Here is an 18,288-nt window from a genome sequence, read left to right on the forward strand (position 1 = left end):
TCAGATCCTCGAAAACCGACCCTGCCAGTTAAAAACTGTTACCTATGTGAGTGAACTGATTTGTAACCTATGTGGGTGAGTCATACCGGCTAAGCCTTTTTGGTTACTTTTTTGGCGTCTGAAAAAAGTGACCCGCCGTAAGGGCGGAACCCTAAGCCGCCGTCACCGCAGCAACGGATATGTACCCAGTCAACAAAACCCTGGGCCGACTGTCAGGCCGCCATCGCGAGCAAGCTCGCTCCCACAATGAGATTGGGGTACGACTGGGAGAGATAGGTCGGCTGTCAGGCCGCCTTCGCGAGCAGGCTCGCTCCCACAGGTTTTGTATTCCCGCTCCTTGGATAACCAAATCGCAGGCAAAGAAAAGCCCGGCCTGAGCCGGGCTTTTCCAAAGCTTTGGGCTAATTACTTAGCTTGGGCTTCAACCTGCGCTTCTACGCGACGGTTAACTGCACGACCAGCTTCAGTGGCGTTGTCGGCAACTGGGCGGGATTCGCCGTAGCCAACAGACTGAACGCGGGACGATTCAACACCGTACTGGTTGGTCAGAACCTGCTTGACGGCGTTTGCACGACGCTCGGACAGCTTCTGGTTGTAAGCGTCAGGACCGACGGAGTCAGTGTGACCTTCAACAGTGGTGCTGGTGGATGGGTACTGCTTCATGAAATCAGCCAGGTTCTTGATGTCGCCGTAGCTGTTTTCTTTAACGACCGACTTGTCGAAGTCGAACTTGACGTCCAGCTCAACACGTACGACTTCAGCAACAGCTGGGCAGCCATCAGCGTCAACGGTTACGTTGGCTGGGGTGTCAGGGCACTTGTCGACGTTGTCGCACACGCCATCGTTGTCGCTGTCGGAGCAGACTTCAGCAGGTGCTGGAACTGGAGCAGCGGCTGGCTTGGAACCGCCACCGAAGTTCACACCGATACCAACGCTAGGCGCCCACTCGGTGTCGCCCTGGTCGATGTTGTACTGAGCTTCAACGCCGGCACGGGCGTAGAAGTTGTCAGTGAAATACAGCTTGGCGCCGCCACCAACGTTGGCGAAGGTAGAACGGTTACGACCGTTGCTGCCATTCTGGTCGATGCTCTGGTCCGAGAAACCGGCAGAGACGTAAGGACGCAGCATGTCGCCTGGGTTGTTGAAGTGGTACAGAGCGTCCAGAGCGGTGTTGGCGCCCTTGACGTTAGTGCCGTCGTCGGTACGTGCATTGTGCACTTCGTCGTAGGCCAGACGCAGTTCAACGTCGTCGGTCAGGAAGTAACCAACCGAACCGCCGAACAGGTTGCCGTTGTTCTTGAAGTCGCGAGCGCTGTCGAACATTTCTTTCTTGGCGAAGCCTTCGATTTCAACTGCGCCTTGGCCTTGTGCCAGAGCGCCGAACGAAGTGGCAGCAATCAAAGAACCAATGGCAAAGCCCAAGGTGTTTTTCAGTTTCATCCGTTAAATCCCCATCTGGTGATTGTGAAGCAGTCCCGCAAACCGGGGGACAACTCGGCGGCAAGTCTATCAGAACTTGCCTACACGTAAGAGATATTTGCGCCGAACTAAGTTTCGGCAATGCCTGCAAATTTCTCACGCAGCTTATCGAGCGCGCGCTTGTAACGCATTTTTGTCGCGCTCAAACCCATATGCATTATGTCTGCGATCTCCTGGAATTCCAGTTCTGCGACAAATCGTAGCACCAGAATCTCCCGATCGATCGGGTTCACATAAACCAGCCAGCGGTCGAGCCCACCCTTTTCCTCGGGCTTGGGCGCCTTTTCTTCAGACGCTTCCTCGAGGGGGTCCAGGCTCAAAGCGTCCATCAAGCGACGCTTTCGCCGTTCCTTTCGATACTGCGTGATGCATTCGTTGTAGGTGATGCTGTACAGCCAGGTCTTGAACTTCGATTTCCCCTCGAAGTTCTTCAACCCGTAAAGCACCTTCAACATCACCTCCTGACAGACATCATCAGCATCGCGATCGTTCCCAAGATATCGTGCGCAAACGTTAAATAAAGTTCTCTGGTAACGGCGCATCAACTCTTCATAGGCGCGCGTGACGTGGAACAGCTCCGTATGCGCGCGCGCGACCAACTCCTCATCAGAGAGATCACGGGGGTCGTAGCGCGTGGATAGCGATTGGGGTTTGTTCAAAACAAGTCGGGCCGACAGTCTAGGTCAATGTGCGCCGCAACCCGCCGTGGCGGGCATTTTGCGGCGGCATACATTAGCAGGATTTGCCGGGTTAGCGGCTACTCACATGCTGCTCCAGCAGGATCCGATTAGACAGCGATACCAGTTCGCCCTCCTCGGTCAGCAATGTGGTTTTCACCGTGCCGATCTCTTCGATCTGGCCTTCGACCTCGCCAACACGCACTTGTTGCCCAACCTCATACAATTCACGCACATAGATTCCCGCAAGAATCTGACCGGCGATTTCCCGGCTCCCCAACCCCATTGCCAGCGCGACTGCCAGACCAACGGTAATCAGGACGATCACGATCACGTGGTTGAGCAGGTCCGTCTTGACCTCCAACTGGCTGATCGCAACCGAAATACTGATGATGATCACCAGGCCCTGGGCGATACGCCCAACGCCCGAGGCATAGTCCAGCCCGACGCCCTCGGCCGCGCCACGCACCAGCCCGTTGGCCAGTTGCGCCAGCAGTACGCCCACCAGCAGCACCAACGCCGCACCGAAGACCTTTGGCAGATAGAGCGCAAGCATGTCGAGCGTAGCCGAGACCCGCTCCAGCCCCAGGGACTCAGCCGCCGAAACCAGGAAAATAAGCAGGACGAACCAGTAGACAATCTTGCCCACCAGCGTCGAGATCGGAACCTGGATGCCGCCACGGGACAGCAACTTGGTCAGGCCGGTACCGCCCATCAGGCGGTCGAGGCCAAGTTTGGCGAGCAATTTGGAGAGCAGCGTGTCGAGGAGCTTGGCCACCACGAAACCCAGCAACAGCACCACCAGGGCGCCAAAGAGGTTGGGGATGAAGTTAGCCACCTTGGTCCACAACGCAGTCATTGCCGTGACGAGGCTCTGGGTCCAGAGATCAAGTTCCATATTCAGTCAGCCTTATCAGCGGTGCGAGTAACGGGTTTGCGACGGGAAACCGGCGAGACATGGGCCGACCCGTTGTTCAGGGCGATCATCAGCGCGGGCAGCCAGCGGCCCAGCAGGCTGAAAAGATCACCGGCGCCAACCTGACGGTTGGCGGTTTTGAGTACGCGTCCCAGGCATGCGTCGTCGTCCCGGCTGGACGGCGAAGCCTTGAGCATGTCGCGCAGAGACTGTTCAAACGGATCGTGCATACGCGCACCTCTCGTGATGTCTGTGGAAGACGCGATCAGATTTCGTCGGGTCACATGAAGCCTCGTCACACCCAGCGCAAACGGCGAAACAGCCACCACTGCCCCAGGGCCACGCACAGCATCAACAGGCAGGCAACGAGGAAACCGTAGGGGCTTTCCGAAAACGGAATGCCGCCGACATTGATCCCCAGCAGCCCGGTGAGAAAGCTCATCGGCAGGAAGATGCCGGTGATGATCCCGAAGCGATACATCGTACGGTTCATGCGCACCGAAAGACGCCGGTCCTCGGCCTCCAGCACAAGCCCCACGCGCTCCCGGGTCAATTCCAGCTCTTCCAGGTAACGGGTCAGGCTGTTGTTCAATTCATTCCAGTAGTCGCCGTCGTCCTCGACGAACCAGGGCAATTTGATCCGTGACATCTGGCCGAAGATATCCCGCTGCGGGGCCAGGAATCGCTTCAGTCCGGCCGCCCTTCGACGGATATGCAAAATGGCGTCGTGCTCGGGAGTGTACCGTTCGTCGGTATCGAGTTTTTCTTCCTCGCCGTCGACGATTTCCGAGAGACAGGTGACCAGGTCCTGGACTTTGTTGGTCAGGTATTGCGCCATATAAAGGATGAGTTCCGAAGCCGTCTTCGGCCCCTTGCCCTCGGCCAGTTCCGCCAGCAACTCATCGGTGGCGCGCAACGGGCGCAACCGCAGGGAAATCACCCGCTGGGCCGAGGCGAAGATGCGCACCGAGACCATGTCTTCCGGTTCCGCGCCCGGGTTGAGGTTGATCCCGCGAAGAAACAGCAGCAGCTCGGCATTGGGCAGCGGCAGCAGGCGCGGCCGGGTGTTCTCTTCCAGCAACAGGTCGCAATTGAATTCGCTCAGGCCGCTGGATTTGCGCAACCACGTGTGGGTTTGCGGATGACTGCGGTCCCAATGCAGCCACAGGCTTTCATGAGCCTGCAACTGCAAGTCGTCCAGTTCGGTCCGGGCTATCGAACGCGCGCCGCCTTTACCATCCAGCACCAGGGCATGCACCAATCCCCACTGCGCGTTTTCTTCCTCGAACATCCTCATCCCTTATGGCTGTAGCGCTTCATTCAGGCATTTTCAGCGGGCTCGGCGAAACAATCACGCCGTTGTTGTCCGCATAGACATACTCGCCCGGGCGAAACGTCACGCCAGCGAAGGTCACCGGTACATTAAGATCACCAATGCCGCGCTTGTCAGTCTTCATCGGGTGGCTGGCCAGGGCCTGGACCCCGAGGTCGGTCTGGGCAATGACGTCGACATCGCGGATGCAGCCGTAGATCACCAGCCCTTCCCAGCCATTCTTCGCCGCTTTCTCGGCCAGCATGTCACCCAACAGGGCCCGCCGCAGCGACCCGCCACCGTCGACGACCAGCACTTTGCCCTTGCCTTCGAGTTCAACCTGTTCCTTGACCAGTGAGTTGTCTTCGAAGCACTTGATGGTCACGATTTCACCACCAAAGGAGTCGCGGCCACCGAAATTGCTGAACATCGGTTCCAACACCTGCACCAGGTCCGGGTAGGTATCGCACAGGTCGGGCGTGAGGTAATGGTTCATCGGGCAGCTCCTGCAAGGGTTGGACGTCTGGCTGAATGAATAACCGTTTGTGACCGAAACAACGTAGCGCGTCATATCTTAGCCGCAAGCCGACCAGAGCGGAATGCCCTTGTCAGAGCCTTCCCCTCAAACCGCTTCGGCCAGGCGAGGCTGTTCTGCCGACAGCGGCGCGCGCTGATCTTCCAGCCAGCGCGCCACCAGCGGCCAGACCTCGGCTTGCGCGGCTTTGCTGACAAGCATTTCGACATGGCCGAAATCATCACCGAAGCCCTGCGCCCGGCCCAGGCAGACAAACTGCTTGCGCTCGGAACCGATCTGCTCGAAAAGTTTTCGACACGCCCAGGTCGGATCCTGCTGATCGCCGGCGGCACTCACCCCCAGTACCGGCACTTGCACGTCCGCCAGGCCGGCCCACCAGTTCTTCTCGGCATCGCCGAAACGCCCGAACAGGCCATACCAGCGCATGCTCTCCAGGGCCAGGCCGATAGGCTCGTCTTCCGGGCCGCGCTTGAGCCTTGGGCCGGACAATTGGGAAAAACGCTTGAGAATGAAGCGCCCGCTCCACTCCACCGGGGGGATTTTCAAGGGCCAGTACGTGCGGCTGACCTGGGTGCCGAAAAAAGCTGCCGACGCCACGGCGGGCTCGCCCAGGTAATGGCCGCCCAACGCTGCCGCCAGGGTGATACCACCCAGCGAATGGCCAATCCAGTGGGGCACTTGCCCGCTTTGCTCGCGCACAAAGGCGCCAATGGCCGGCAGATCGTAACGGGCGTAGTCCGCGACCCGGTTATTGCGATAACCCTGGTTGCGCTGGGATAACCCATGGCCACGCATCTCGGGAATCCAGACATCGAACCCCAGGCGCACCAGGTACGCTCCCAGCCCCAGGCCCTTGGGCGAATACCAGAAGCGCCGGTTGGAAAAACTGCCGTGGAGCAGGATCACCGGAACACCACGGACCTCGCCGGCATCGGCCATGCCCAGGCGGGTAACGGCCACTTCGACGCTGTAGTCCGGGCTGTTGCCAGGTTTCAGGCGATACACATCTTCGCTCAGATCACCGCGCCGCTCGGCGCTGATCAGGGCGACAGGAAATAGGTTGCTGCTGCTTTGCATGATCTTCTTGCACAAAAAAGGGCGGCGTCCTGGTGGAGCCCGCCCTGCTTCAAATCAAAAGGGACCCGGCTACTGCCAGTCGGCTAAGCGCCCCCCTGTGGGAGCGGGCTTGCTCGCGAAGACGGCGAAACAGTCAACATTGATGTTGTCTGACACACCGCTTTCGCGAGCAAGCCCGCTCCCACAGGTTCTGCGGTTTAACTGGCGGGCTTTAGTCGATCAGCTCCCTTCACTCAATCAGACCGCGGCCTGACCCTCAGCCAGGAAGAACCAGGTTTCCAGTACGGAGTCCGGGTTCAACGAAACGCTCTCGATGCCCTGCTCCATCAGCCACTTGGCCAGATCCGGGTGGTCGGAAGGGCCCTGGCCGCAGATGCCGATGTATTTACCGGCCTTGTTACAGGCGGCAATCGCATTGGCCAGCAGCTTCTTGACCGCCGGGTTACGCTCGTCGAACAGGTGGGCGATGATCCCGGAGTCGCGGTCCAGGCCCAGGGTCAACTGGGTCAGGTCGTTGGAACCGATGGAGAAACCGTCGAAGAACTCAAGGAACTCTTCGGCCAGGATCGCGTTGGATGGCAGCTCGCACATCATGATCACGCGCAAGCCGTTTTCGCCACGGGCCAGGCCGTTTTCCGCCAGCAGGTCGACCACCTGGCTCGCTTCGCCGAGGGTGCGCACGAACGGCACCATGATCTCGACGTTGGTCAGGCCCATCTCGTTACGCACGCGCTTCAGAGCCCGGCATTCGAGCTCGAAGCAGTCACGGAACGACTCGCTGATGTAGCGCGAAGCCCCGCGGAAGCCCAGCATCGGGTTCTCTTCTTCCGGCTCGTAGAGCTTGCCGCCGATCAGGTTGGCGTACTCGTTGGACTTGAAGTCCGACAGGCGCACGATGACTTTTTTCGGCGAGAACGCCGCCGCCAGGGTGCTGATGCCTTCCACCAGCTTCTCGACGTAGAAACCGACCGGATCGTCGTAGCCGGCAATGCGCTTGTCGACGCTGTCCTTGATTTCCTGCGGCAGGCCGTCGTAGTTCAGCAGCGCCTTGGGGTGCACACCGATCATGCGGTTGATGATGAACTCCAGGCGGGCCAGGCCCACGCCGGCATTCGGCAACTGCGCGAAGTCGAAGGCGCGGTCCGGGTTGCCGACGTTCATCATGATTTTGAACGGCAGCTCCGGCATGGCGTCCACGGAGTTTTTCTTGATGTCGAAGCCCAGCTCGCCTTCGAAGATGTAGCCGGTATCGCCTTCGGCGCAGGAAACGGTGACGCCCTGGCCGTCCTTGAGCAATTGGGTGGCGTTGCCGCAACCGACCACGGCCGGGATGCCCAGCTCACGGGCGATGATCGCCGCGTGGCAGGTACGCCCGCCGCGATTGGTGACGATGGCGCTGGCGCGCTTCATGACCGGTTCCCAGTCCGGGTCGGTCATGTCTGAAACCAGTACGTCGCCGGCCTGGACCTTGTCCATCTCCGAGACGTCCTTGATGATCCGCACCTTGCCCGCGCCGATGCGCTGGCCGATGGCCCGGCCTTCCACCAGCACGGTGCCGGTTTCCTTGAGCAGGTAGCGCTCCATGACGTTGGCCTGGGTGCGGCTCTTCACGGTTTCCGGGCGGGCCTGGACGATGTACAGCTTGCCGTCGTCACCGTCCTTGGCCCACTCGATGTCCATCGGGCACTTGTAGTGTTTCTCGATGGTCATCGCCTGCTTGGCCAGTTCACTGACTTCGGCGTCGGTCAGGCAGAAGCGCGCGCGATCAGCCTTGTCCACCTCGACGGTCTTGACCGAGCGACCGGCCTTGGCCTCGTCGCCGTAGATCATCTTGATCGCCTTGCTGCCGAGGTTGCGACGCAGGATGGCGGGGCGGCCGGCTTCCAGGGTGCCTTTGTGGACATAAAATTCGTCCGGGTTCACCGCGCCCTGCACGACGGTTTCACCCAGGCCGTAGGCGCCGGTGATGAACACCACGTCACGAAAGCCCGACTCGGTGTCGAGGGTGAACATCACACCGGCGGTGCCGGTTTCGGAGCGGACCATGCGCTGCACGCCGGCGGACAGGGCGACCAGCTTGTGGTCGAAGCCCTGGTGCACGCGATAGGAAATGGCACGGTCGTTGAAGAGGGAGGCGAAGACTTCCTTGGCCGCCCGGATGACGTTTTCCACGCCACGGATGTTCAGGAAGGTCTCCTGCTGACCGGCGAACGAGGCGTCCGGCAGGTCTTCAGCGGTGGCCGAGGAGCGGACGGCGACGGCGATGTCGGGATTGCCTTCGGACAGCTTGGCGAAAGCAGTACGGATCTCGGCGTTGAGTTTCTCGGGGAACTCGGCTTCCATGATCCATTGGCGGATCTGGGCGCCGGTCCTGGCCAGGGCATTGACGTCATCGACGTCGAGGGCGTCGAGCGCATCGTGGATCTGCTGGTTCAGGCCGCTCAGTTCCAGGAAATCACGATATGCCTGGGCGGTCGTGGCGAAGCCACCTGGCACCGAGACACCAGCGCCGGCGAGGTTACTGATCATCTCGCCCAGGGATGCGTTCTTGCCCCCCACATGCTCTACATCATGGACGCCGAGCTTATCGAGGGAAACTACGTACTCTACCAAGGTGATCTCTCCACTGACTGTGTTGGAAAAGCTCAAGTACCGGCAGCTCCAGGGAGCAATCGCCGGCGATATGGCCTGGACCTGGAAAATAAGTGAGAATGCGGGCCACGGGCGGCCGGCAAATCGCGCCTATCATATCCAAGAATCGTTACTAGCTCACTAGCTTAAGGCCCAAGGCGCAAATGAAACGATCCGCTTTCTTTATCTCCGACGGCACCGGCATCACGGCCGAAACGCTGGGCCAGAGCTTGTTGGCGCAGTTCGAAAACATAACCTTCACCAAGCTGACACGGCCGTATATAGACAGCGTCGACAAGGCGCGGGCCATGGTACAGCAAATCAATAAAGCCGCCGAAACCGACGGTTTTCGCCCGATCATCTTCGATACCATCGTCAATCAGGACATCCGTGAGATTCTCGCAACGTCCAATGGTTTCATGATCGACATTTTTTCCACGTTCCTGGCGCCCCTGGAGCAGGAACTGAGCGAACACTCCTCCTACTCGGTCGGCAAGTCCCATTCCATTGGCCACAACTCCAACTACATGGAGCGGATCGAGGCGGTCAACTTCGCCCTGGACAACGACGACGGCGCCCGCACGCATTATTACGACAAGGCCGACCTGATCCTAGTGGGTGTGTCGCGCTGTGGTAAGACGCCGACGTGTCTGTACATGGCGATGCAATTTGGGATCCGCGCGGCCAACTATCCGCTGACCGAAGACGACATGGAGCGGCTGCAACTGCCCAACGCCTTGCGCGCCCACCAGCACAAGCTGTTCGGCCTGACCATCGACCCGGACCGGCTCACCGCGATTCGCAACGAGCGCAAGCCCAACAGCCGCTATTCGAGCTATGCCCAGTGCGAATTCGAAGTGCGCGAAGTGGAAAACCTGTTCCGGCGGGAGAATATTCCCCACATCAACTCCACGCATTTTTCCGTGGAGGAGATTTCGGCGAAGATCCTGGTGGAGAAAGGGGTGGAGCGGCGGTTCAAGTAGACCGCTGGCACATCGTTACACCTGTGGGAGCGAGCCTGCTCGCGAAAGCAGTCTTCCAGTCCATCAATGGCTGGCAGAGAGAATGCCTTCGCGAGCAGGCTCGCTCCCACAGAGTCTTGGTCTACTGCGCTATCGTCGCCTGCTCTTCCATCTTCTTGCGCAAGCTCAACGGGCGCATGTCGGTCCAGACCTCTTCGATGTAGGCCAGGCACTCCTTCTTGAAGCCGCTCTTGCCCACGGTCCGCCAACCTTCCGGAACGGCCTTGTAGTCCGGCCAGATCGAATACTGCTCTTCGTGGTTGACCACGACCTGGAAGAGGATGTCCTCGCGGTCGAATACTGAAGTCATGGTGTTTCTCCGTCGTTGCTCAAGGTTCGCCGCGCCATGGGCGCAGCCAAGGTATGAAAAGGAACGTACCGGGCCGGATGAAAATTAGGCGTCGGCCACGGCAGCCTCCAGGGCGCGCCGGAACAGCTCGGCCACGCGGTCGATTTCCACCGCCGTAATGATCAGTGGCGGCAGGAAACGCACCACGCCACCCTGCCGTCCACCCAGCTCCAGGATCAGGCCGCGCTTGAGGCATTCACGCTGCAACCGCGGCGCCAGCCGTGCGTCCACCGGAGGATGGCCCAAGGCGTCCGGCTTGCCGGCCGGGTCCACCAGCTCGACGCCGAGCATCAGGCCGCGACCGCGGATGTCGCCCAATTGCGGAAAATCCCTCTGCAGGATATGCAGGTGCTCGCTCAAGCGCTCGCCCATGGCGGCGGCGTGGGCCGGCAGGTTGTGTTCGACCAGGTAGCGCATCACCGCGCTGCCCGCCGCCATCGCCATCTGGTTACCGCGGAAGGTCCCGGCATGGGCGCCCGGCAACCAGGTGTCGAGCCAATCGCGATACACCACCACCGCCAGTGGCAGGCTGCCGCCGATGGCCTTGGACAGCACCACCACATCCGGAATGATGCCGGCGTGCTCGAACGCGAACATCTTGCCGGTGCGACCGAAACCACTCTGGATTTCATCGACGATCAGCGCCACCCCGGCCTGCTCGGTGATTCGCCGCAAGCCGCGCAGCCAATCGAGATCGGCCGGTATGACCCCGCCCTCGCCCTGCACCACCTCGACGATCACCGCCGCCGGTAACTGCACCCCGGCCTCGGGATCGTTCAGCAGGTTTTCCAGGTAATGCAGATTGGCCTTTACCCCATCGACGCCACCGAGCCCGAACGGGCAGCGATAATCGTAGGGGTATGGCATGAACTGCACGCCGTTGCTGAGCAATGCCCCCAAGGGCTTCTTCGGCCCCAGGCTGCCCATCAGGCTCAGCGCGCCCTGGCTCATGCCGTGATATCCGCCCTGGAACGACAGTACGGTGCTACGCCCGGTGGCGGTGCGCACCAATTTGAGTGCCGCTTCCACCGCGTCGGTCCCCGTGGGCCCGCAGAACTGGATCTTCGCCTCGGCGGCGAGGCTCGCCGGCAACAGGCCGAACAGGTCCTGGACAAACCGGTCCTTGACCGGCGTGGTCAGGTCCAGGGTATGCAGGGGCAACTCGTCGGCGAGGACCTGCCGGATCGCCTCGATCACGACCGGGTGGTTGTGCCCGAGGGCCAGCGTGCCGGCGCCGGCCAGGCAATCGATGAAGGTCCGGCCTTCGACATCCTCGACGTACAGGCCCTTGGCGCGCTTGAGGGCCAGGGGAATCCGCCGTGGATAGCTGCGGGCATTGGATTCCTGCCGGCTCTGGCGGGCCAGCAACGGTGATTCGTTGAATTGATAGAGCGTCTCGCCCGACGCGGGACTGACCCGTGCTGGCGCTGCTTCGACAGAAGGATTGGCGACTGACATTTCTCGACCCCGCGATGAGTGACCAAACGGCACACCGGACAGGTGCGCACTCAAGGCGCACATGCAGGTTTCCTGTTGTGGAAACGCATCAGCGAGGCAAGGATTTACTATCACCCTATCCCGTGGCGAGGGAGCTTGCTCCCGCTGGGCTGCGCAGCAGCCCCCTCAAGCCAGAGCACGCGGTAGATCAGATTGACCGAGGTGAAAAGTTTGGGCCCGCTGCGCGGTCCAGCGGGAGCAAGCTCCCTCGCCACGAGATCTACTGGCCCGAAGAGACTTGCACTGGCACGGTCAGTTCGACCCGCAGCCCATCCGGGCGGCTGTCGAAATGCAGGCCGCAGCCGCAACGCTGGACGATCGCCTGGACGATCGCCAGGCCCAGACCGCAGCCGGTGCTGTGGCCGTTGCGCCAGAAGCGTTGGGTCAGGTGCTGGATATCGTCGGCGGCGATTCCGTCCCCATGATCACGTACCAGGAAACGCACGCGCTGGCCGATCATCTCCAGGCTCAGTTCGACCTCGGTATCGGCCGGGGCGTGGCGCAGGGCGTTCTCCAGCAGGTTGCGCAACGCGGCGATGGCCAGCACCGCCGGCATTTGCACCGGCGCATCGGACAGCGGCGGCGATAGGTGCAGCCTGATCCGCTGGGGCGCGCCGCCGGCCGCATCCTGGATCGCCAGTCGCGCGACCTGCTCGGCGTTGCATTGCACGCCATCATCAAACGAAAGGCTGCCCTCGACCCGCGCCAGCAGCAACAGTTGCTCAAGGGTACGGTGCAAGCGGTCGGCGCCCTCCTCTGCCCGGGCCAGGGACTGATCGCGCGCAGCCCCCTCGGTCATGCGCGCCACTTGCAGATGCGTCTTGATGGCCGTCAGCGGGCTGCGCAATTCATGGGCAGCGTCACCGGTCAACCGGCGCTCGCGCTCGATGGTCTTGCCGATACGCTGGAACAGCTGGTTCTGGGTTTCCAACAAGGGCCGCAGCTCGCTGGGCAGCGGATGGATCTGCAGGGGTTCGAGGGAGTCCGCGTTACGGCGCATCAACGCATCACGCATGCGATTGAGCGGCGCCAGGCCCTGTCCGATGCCCAGCCACAACAGGCACAGGCAACCGAGCAACGCCACGCCGACCGGCACCGACGCCGCCAGCAGCACCGACAGGTTCAACGCTTCGCGTTCGATCTGGCGATCGGCCGTGGTAATGCGCAAATCGCCTCGAACCAGGGTAAAGCTGCGCCATGGCGCACCGTCGATCATCTGATCATGGAAGCCTGTCTTCTCGGCTTCCAGGGCCTGTTCCGGGTTACCGTGGCTGCGCGCCAGGATCTCGCCGCGCAGGGAACTGACCTGGCAGGCCATGCCGCCCGGGATGCTCAACTGCTCCGAGCTCAAGTGCGTGCCTTCACCTTTGCTGGGCACCGGTGGCAACTGCTCCAGCAACCCGGCGACCATCCGCGCCGAAGCCACCAGGCGCTGGTCGAGGGAAAACATCATCTGGTTGCGCAGGTCGCTGAGCATCCAGGCCGCGGCCAGGGCCCAGATCAAGGTAAAGGCCGCGCCGAGCGTCAGGCTCAGCCGCAGTCGCAGGCTCATCACTTGGAGGATTCCCCGCCATCCGCCGGCCCCAGCCGATACCCCAGGCCACGCACGGTCTCGACAATGCCGTTGCCCAGCTTGCGGCGCAGATGGTGGATATGCACGTTCAAGGCGTTGCTTTCCAGTTCGTCGCTGAACCCGTAGACACTGTCCTTGAGTTGCTCAGTGGACAACACACGACCGCGACTGTGCAGCAGCGCCTGCAACAGCGACTGCTCGCGGCGCGAGAGGTCCACCGGCTGGCCGCCCAGGGTGGTTTCGCGGCTGCTGGGGTCGTAGGTCAGGCGACCGTGCTCGATCAGGTTGACGCTGCGCCCCGCCACGCGCCGCAGCAAGGTATGCAGGCGTGCCGCCAGTTCCCGCAGATCGAAGGGTTTGAGCAGATAATCATCGGCCCCGGCCTGCAGGCCGTCGACCCGATCGGTCACCGAGTCCCGCGCGGTGAGGATCAGCACCGGCGTCTCCAGGCCTTGCTGGCGCAATTGCTTGAGCAGCTTGAGACCATCTTCATCGGGCAGGCCAAGGTCGAGCACCATGACATCGAATTCGGCGACACCCAGCATCGCCCGCGCCGCCGAGGCGGTGGCGACATGTTCGACGGTCAGGCCTTGAGCCGTGAGCCCGGCGACAATGCCGCTGGCGATCAACTCGTCGTCTTCGCAGACCAGTACGCGCATGGTAAGCCCCGTGGAAAAAGGTACATTAGGCCGCCGGCCGATTAAGTCGACATTATGCGACGAGTACGCCAGGCATGGGGGATCTTCGCTGTAAACCGGCCGTCGCCGGGTTAATCGACGGTTAATCGCCAGCCACCAATGTGCATTCCACTTGCTTCGTTCTAAGGCTTTATCCATGCGTCGATTGTTTTTGCTGTGTCTACTGCTGATCTCGGGCCTGGCCCAGGCCGCCAATCCCTTCGAGACCAAACCCGACTTCCTGCCGGTGGAAAAGGCCTTCGTCTTTACCTCCGAACGCCTGGACTCGGGTGAGACCCAGTTGTTCTGGCAGATCGCCGACGGTTACTACCTGTATCAGCAACGGCTCAAATTCGACGGCCTGGCCGACGCGCAGAAGCCCAGGCTGCCCGAGGGCGAAGCTCACAGCGATGAGTTCTTCGGCGACCAGCAAGTCTATCGCCAGGCACTGGAGCTGAAGATTCCCGCCGGGGCCCCCGGCAAGATCAAGGTCGGTTTCCAGGGTTGTGCCGACGCGGGCCTCTGCTATCCGCCCCAGACCCAGGTGGTCGACCTGGGCGGCGACGCACCGGCCACGGCCAGTGGCGAGGCGCAGGACCAGGCCCTGGCCAGCGGCCTGCAACAGCGCGCGCTGGGCTGGAGCCTGCTGGTGTTCTTCGGCCTGGGGCTGCTGCTGGCGTTTACCCCGTGCTCGCTGCCGATGCTGCCGATCCTGGCGGGGCTGGTGGTGGGCAGCGGCGCCGGGCCCCGGCGCGGCCTGGCACTGGCCGGCAGTTATGTCATCAGCATGGCGCTGGTGTACGCCGCCATGGGCGTGCTTGCTGCGCTGTTGGGCGCCAATCTTCAGGCATTGCTCCAGCAACCCTGGCTGCTGGGCACTTTCGCCGCGGTATTCGTGGTGTTGGCGCTGCCGATGTTCGGTTTCTTCGAACTGCAACTGCCGGCCGCTCTGCGTGATCGATTGGAAAATGCCGGCCGCCAGCGCCGCGGCGGCAGCCTGGTGGGCGCGGGCGTTCTCGGGGCGTTGTCCGGCCTGCTGGTCGGCCCCTGCATGACCGCGCCCCTGGCCGGCGCGCTGCTGTACATCGCCCAGAGCGGCAACGCGCTGCATGGCGGGTTGATCCTGTTCACCATGGGTGTCGGCATGGGTCTGCCGCTGTTGCTGCTGGTGACGGTGGGCAATCGCTTCCTGCCCAAGCCCGGCGCCTGGATGAATCTGCTCAAGGGCGTGTTCGGTTTCCTGTTCCTGGGCACCGCGCTGCTGATGCTCCGCCCGGTCATCGATGGCTCATTGTGGATCGGACTGTGGGGCGCGTTACTGGTTGTCGCCGCCTATTGCGCCTGGCGCCAGACCCAGGGCTTCGGTCGCGCCGCCTATCTGTGGGGCAGCGTATCGCTGCTGTTCGGCCTGTGGGGTAGCGTGCTGGTGATTGGCGCGGCGGGCGGCAGCGACGATCTGTTCAGGCCGCTGCAGGTCTACAGCGGCGCCAGGGGCAGCGCCACCGTCAGCGCCCACGATGCCTTCGTCACGGTCAGCGAGCCCGCCGCCCTGCAGCGCGAACTGGACGCCGCCAAGGCGCAGGGCCAATGGGTGTTGCTCGATTACTACGCCGACTGGTGCGTGTCCTGCAAGATCATGGAAAAACAGGTGTTCGGCCGCGCCGAAGTGCTCGACGCCCTGAAAGGCGTGCGCCTGCTACGCCTGGACGTCACCGCTGACAACGCCGCCAGCCGAGAGCTGCTGGGTCGCTACAAAGTGCCGGGGCCGCCGAGCCTGTTGTGGATCGGTGCCGACGGTGAAGAGCGCCGCAGCCAGCGGATCACCGGAGAAGTGGACGCCGAGGCGTTCCTGGAACGTTGGAACATGACCCGGAACGCACGCTGATGCTGACGTTTACCCTGGGCACCTTTGCCATCGCCCTCAATCATCTGCTGCTGATCAGCGCACTGGCCTTGGCGACTTTCGTCGGCTGGCGCGTGGCCAAGCGCGGCGGCGAGAACCCCGAGTCGGTGCTGTTCGGGCTGTTCCTGCTGGGACTGCTTGCCGCGAGAATCGGCTTCGTCGCCGCGTACTGGAACCATTACCGGGACGACCTCTGGCAGATCGTCGATTTACGCGACGGCGGATTCCTGGCCTGGCCTGGCATCATCGCCCTGCTGGTCGCCGCGCTGCTCTGGGCGCGTCGCCGACCCGCCCTGCGCTGGCCCCTGGGCTTCAGCGTCGGCAGCGGTCTGCTGTTCTGGCTGGTGGCGACGATGTCGCTGACGATCTACGAGCAAGGCACCCGGCTGCCGGGGATCGAGCTGCGCAACGCTGAAGGCGAAACCGTGAACCTCGCCGACTACCAGGGCGGCCCCTTGGTGATCAACCTGTGGGCCACCTGGTGCCCGCCTTGCCGACGGGAAATGCCGGTCCTGGAAGAGGCGCAAAAACAGCGCCCGGACCTGACGTTCCTGTTCGTCAATCAGGCCGAAAGCATGCAAAGCGTCAGCACCTACCTCGCCACCCAGGGCCTGAGCCTGACCAACGTGCTGTTCGACGGCAGTGGACGCCTCGGCCAGGCCGTCGGCTCCATGGCCCTGCCCACGACCCTGTTCTACAGCGCCGAGGGTCGCCTGCTGGGCAGCCACCTGGGCGAACTGTCGGAAGCGAGCCTGGCCCGCGCCCTGGAAAATTTCGAAACGCCGGGTTCCACCACGGCGATCCACCCCGCGACAAGGAAATTGCCATGCCCCGCCTCCACCACCTGCTGACCCTGGCATTCGCCGGCGCACTGCTACAAGCGCCGCTGCTTCAGGCCGAAGAGCTACCCGCGGCGATCAGGAAGATCGAAGCCAAGGGCGCGAAGATCGTCGGCACCTTCGACGCACCGAACGGCTTGCGCGGCTACGCGGCGCAGTACCAGAGCCGCGGCATGACGCTCTATCTGACGCCGGACGGCCAGCATGTGCTGCTGGGCAACCTGTACGACGCCGATGGCAAGGACCTGAGCCTCGAACCCCTGAAAAAGCTGGTCTACGATCCGATGTCGAAGGAGATCTGGGCGAAAATGCAAGCCAGCAGCTGGATCGCCGACGGCAGCAAGGACGCACCGCGCACCGTGTACCTGTTCAGCGACCCGAACTGCCCGTACTGCAACATGTTCTGGGAGCAGGCGCGGCCGTGGGTCAATGCCGGCAAGGTGCAGTTGCGCCACATCATGGTGGGCATCATCCGCGAAGACAGCCCGGGGAAATCAGCCGCATTGCTGGCCGCCAAAGAGCCGGAAAAAGCCCTGGCGGACCACGAAAAGGCCGGCAAGGGCAGCCCGCTGAAACCGCTGAAAGAAATACCGCCAGCGATCCAGGCCAAACTGGACGCCAACCAGCAGTTGATGGACGAACTGGAGCTGTCCGCGACCCCGGCGATTTTCTACCTGGACGACCAGGGCGACCTGCAACAGCAGCAAGGCGCGCCCTCGCCGGACAAACTGGTGAAGATTCTCGGGCCGAAGTAAAACCCCGGCCACCTGTGGCGAGGGAGCTTGCTCCCGCTGGGTTGCGCAGCAGCCCCAAAAAAGCATAGGCAATCAATCTGAAGAACCGCAGCAAGAGAACCAGGGGCTGCTGCGCAGCCCAGCGGGAGCAAGCTCCCTCGCCACGGGTTTGAGCAGCAATCAATGCCTGTGTTTCAGGAACCCCAGCAACGCCTCGGTCACAAACGCCGGGTTCTCCAGGTTGGAAATATGCCCCGCCTCGGGAATCAGCAAATACTCGCATCCGATCAACTCAGCCATCTCCCGCGCCTCGGACGGTGGCCGTGGCTTGTCCTGGCCACCACACATCACCAGCGTGCGCTCGGCGTTCAACTCACGCAATTGCCCCAGGATGTCGTCCCGACCAAAGATGATCCGCCCCAGCGGTACGATGCTGTCGCGCAGGCGCTCGGCTGGCAACGCCGCCAAGGTGGCGCGAAACTGCTGGTAAAGCGCTGATTGCGGGTCGATGCCGGGCCGGAAAAAAATCGGCACGACGATATCCAGCAACGGCTCCGGGATGCCACCGCTGGCCTCGATCTTGTCGAACAGCGAAAAGTAGTACAGACGGGTCGGCTCCGGCTCGACGCCCACATAGGTGTCCATCAATACCAGCGACTGCACGCGTCCGGGCGCCGCCAGCGCCAGGCGAGCGCCCCACATGCCGCCCACTGACAGCCCCACCAGGCTGAAGCAATCGATGCCCAGTTGATCGAGCAACGCCAATGCCTGGCGAGCCAGATCGTTCAGCGAGGACGTATTCTCGGGCAAACGTCCGGACTGGCCGTGGCCCCACAGTTCAGGGACGATGACCCGATAGTGCTTCGACAAGGCGTCAATCTGCGGCGCCCACATGCTGTGGTCCCACAAATAGCTGCTGCCAAGCAGCACCACCGGGCCCTGGCCCTGGTCGAGGTAATGGAGCGGTTGTCCGTCGATCGTTGCGAAGGGCATGAGTGAATTCCTTGATTGAGTCCGGAAAAACCTTCGGGAGACTGGGCCGCGATGAGCGGGTCGTCAACTTTGGG

17 protein-coding genes are annotated in these 18,288 nt (G+C 62.1%); 4 read left to right on the plus strand and 13 right to left on the minus strand.

Annotated elements, in window-relative coordinates; all coding sequences use genetic code 11:
* Window positions 1–405 precede the first annotated feature (405 nt).
* From M1E16_RS18690 to ppsA, 8 genes are all read right to left on the minus strand, one after another.
* The gene (locus M1E16_RS18690) at window positions 406–1,440 is read right to left on the minus strand and encodes an OmpA family protein (RefSeq protein WP_058542369.1); all 1,035 of its coding nucleotides are present in this window, start codon (window positions 1,438–1,440) and stop codon (window positions 406–408) included.
* Between the two features lie 107 nt (window positions 1,441–1,547).
* Window positions 1,548–2,138, minus strand: a complete 591-nt coding sequence (sigX, locus tag M1E16_RS18695; protein ID WP_025212681.1) for an RNA polymerase sigma factor SigX — start codon at window positions 2,136–2,138, stop codon at window positions 1,548–1,550.
* Between the two features lie 91 nt (window positions 2,139–2,229).
* Window positions 2,230–3,054 carry a mechanosensitive ion channel family protein gene (locus M1E16_RS18700; RefSeq protein ID WP_305499852.1) on the minus strand — a complete coding sequence of 275 codons (825 nt, stop codon included), beginning with the start codon at window positions 3,052–3,054 and terminating at the stop codon, window positions 2,230–2,232.
* Window positions 3,055–3,056: 2 nt separating this feature from the next.
* Window positions 3,057–3,302, minus strand: a complete 246-nt coding sequence (locus M1E16_RS18705) for a hypothetical protein (protein WP_014337331.1) — start codon at window positions 3,300–3,302, stop codon at window positions 3,057–3,059.
* Between the two features lie 65 nt (window positions 3,303–3,367).
* Window positions 3,368–4,363 (minus strand): zinc transporter ZntB, encoded by a 996-nt coding sequence (locus M1E16_RS18710; protein ID WP_434572885.1) that lies wholly within the window; start codon window positions 4,361–4,363, stop codon window positions 3,368–3,370.
* A gap of 25 nt (window positions 4,364–4,388) precedes the next feature.
* Window positions 4,389–4,880: a ribonuclease E activity regulator RraA gene (rraA, locus tag M1E16_RS18715; protein ID WP_305499847.1), complete on the minus strand. Its 492-nt coding sequence runs from the start codon at window positions 4,878–4,880 to the stop codon at window positions 4,389–4,391.
* A 126-nt stretch (window positions 4,881–5,006) separates the two neighbouring features.
* Window positions 5,007–5,996 (minus strand): alpha/beta fold hydrolase, encoded by a 990-nt coding sequence (locus tag M1E16_RS18720; protein WP_458128108.1) that lies wholly within the window; start codon window positions 5,994–5,996, stop codon window positions 5,007–5,009.
* A 237-nt stretch (window positions 5,997–6,233) separates the two neighbouring features.
* Window positions 6,234–8,609: a phosphoenolpyruvate synthase gene (gene ppsA, locus M1E16_RS18725; protein ID WP_434629532.1), complete on the minus strand. Its 2,376-nt coding sequence runs from the start codon at window positions 8,607–8,609 to the stop codon at window positions 6,234–6,236.
* A gap of 182 nt (window positions 8,610–8,791) precedes the next feature.
* On the opposite strand from ppsA, the gene ppsR reads away from it, so the two are divergent.
* The gene (gene ppsR, locus M1E16_RS18730; protein ID WP_434572879.1) at window positions 8,792–9,610 is read left to right on the plus strand and encodes a posphoenolpyruvate synthetase regulatory kinase/phosphorylase PpsR; all 819 of its coding nucleotides are present in this window, start codon (window positions 8,792–8,794) and stop codon (window positions 9,608–9,610) included.
* 121 nt (window positions 9,611–9,731) lie between these two features.
* Here the strand turns inward: ppsR and M1E16_RS18735 are convergent, their stop codons facing one another.
* The 4 genes from M1E16_RS18735 to M1E16_RS18750 form a co-directional block, all read right to left on the minus strand.
* Window positions 9,732–9,959 (minus strand): MbtH family protein, encoded by a 228-nt coding sequence (locus M1E16_RS18735; protein ID WP_434572877.1) that lies wholly within the window; start codon window positions 9,957–9,959, stop codon window positions 9,732–9,734.
* 84 nt (window positions 9,960–10,043) lie between these two features.
* Entirely contained in the window at window positions 10,044–11,456 is a 1,413-nt protein-coding gene (locus M1E16_RS18740; protein WP_458128109.1) for a diaminobutyrate--2-oxoglutarate transaminase, read from the minus strand.
* A gap of 259 nt (window positions 11,457–11,715) precedes the next feature.
* The gene (locus M1E16_RS18745; protein WP_458128110.1) at window positions 11,716–13,050 is read right to left on the minus strand and encodes an ATP-binding protein; all 1,335 of its coding nucleotides are present in this window, start codon (window positions 13,048–13,050) and stop codon (window positions 11,716–11,718) included.
* The gene (locus M1E16_RS18750) at window positions 13,047–13,727 is read right to left on the minus strand and encodes a response regulator (RefSeq protein ID WP_305499838.1); all 681 of its coding nucleotides are present in this window, start codon (window positions 13,725–13,727) and stop codon (window positions 13,047–13,049) included. Before M1E16_RS18750 ends, M1E16_RS18745 begins: the two co-directional genes overlap by 4 nt.
* A 175-nt stretch (window positions 13,728–13,902) precedes the next feature.
* On the opposite strand from M1E16_RS18750, the gene dsbD reads away from it, so the two are divergent.
* Genes dsbD through dsbG form a run of 3 tightly spaced genes read left to right on the plus strand, consistent with a single transcriptional unit; the run spans window position 13,903 to window position 17,242 of the window.
* Window positions 13,903–15,630 (plus strand): protein-disulfide reductase DsbD, encoded by a 1,728-nt coding sequence (gene dsbD / locus M1E16_RS18755; protein WP_458128111.1) that lies wholly within the window; start codon window positions 13,903–13,905, stop codon window positions 15,628–15,630.
* Entirely contained in the window at window positions 15,630–16,499 is an 870-nt protein-coding gene (locus tag M1E16_RS18760; protein WP_458128112.1) for a TlpA family protein disulfide reductase, read from the plus strand. Before dsbD ends, M1E16_RS18760 begins: the two co-directional genes overlap by 1 nt.
* On the plus strand, window positions 16,475–17,242 hold the full coding sequence (gene dsbG, locus M1E16_RS18765) for a thiol:disulfide interchange protein DsbG (protein WP_434698556.1): 768 nt from the start codon (window positions 16,475–16,477) through the stop codon (window positions 17,240–17,242). The genes M1E16_RS18760 and dsbG overlap by 25 nt, the downstream gene beginning before the upstream one ends.
* A 159-nt stretch (window positions 17,243–17,401) precedes the next feature.
* On the opposite strand, the gene M1E16_RS18770 is transcribed toward dsbG, so the two are convergent.
* On the minus strand, window positions 17,402–18,214 hold the full coding sequence (locus tag M1E16_RS18770; RefSeq protein WP_458128113.1) for an alpha/beta fold hydrolase: 813 nt from the start codon (window positions 18,212–18,214) through the stop codon (window positions 17,402–17,404).
* Window positions 18,215–18,288: the final 74 nt, after the last annotated feature.

Source organism: Pseudomonas sp. Z2-11 (genome assembly GCF_054161305.1).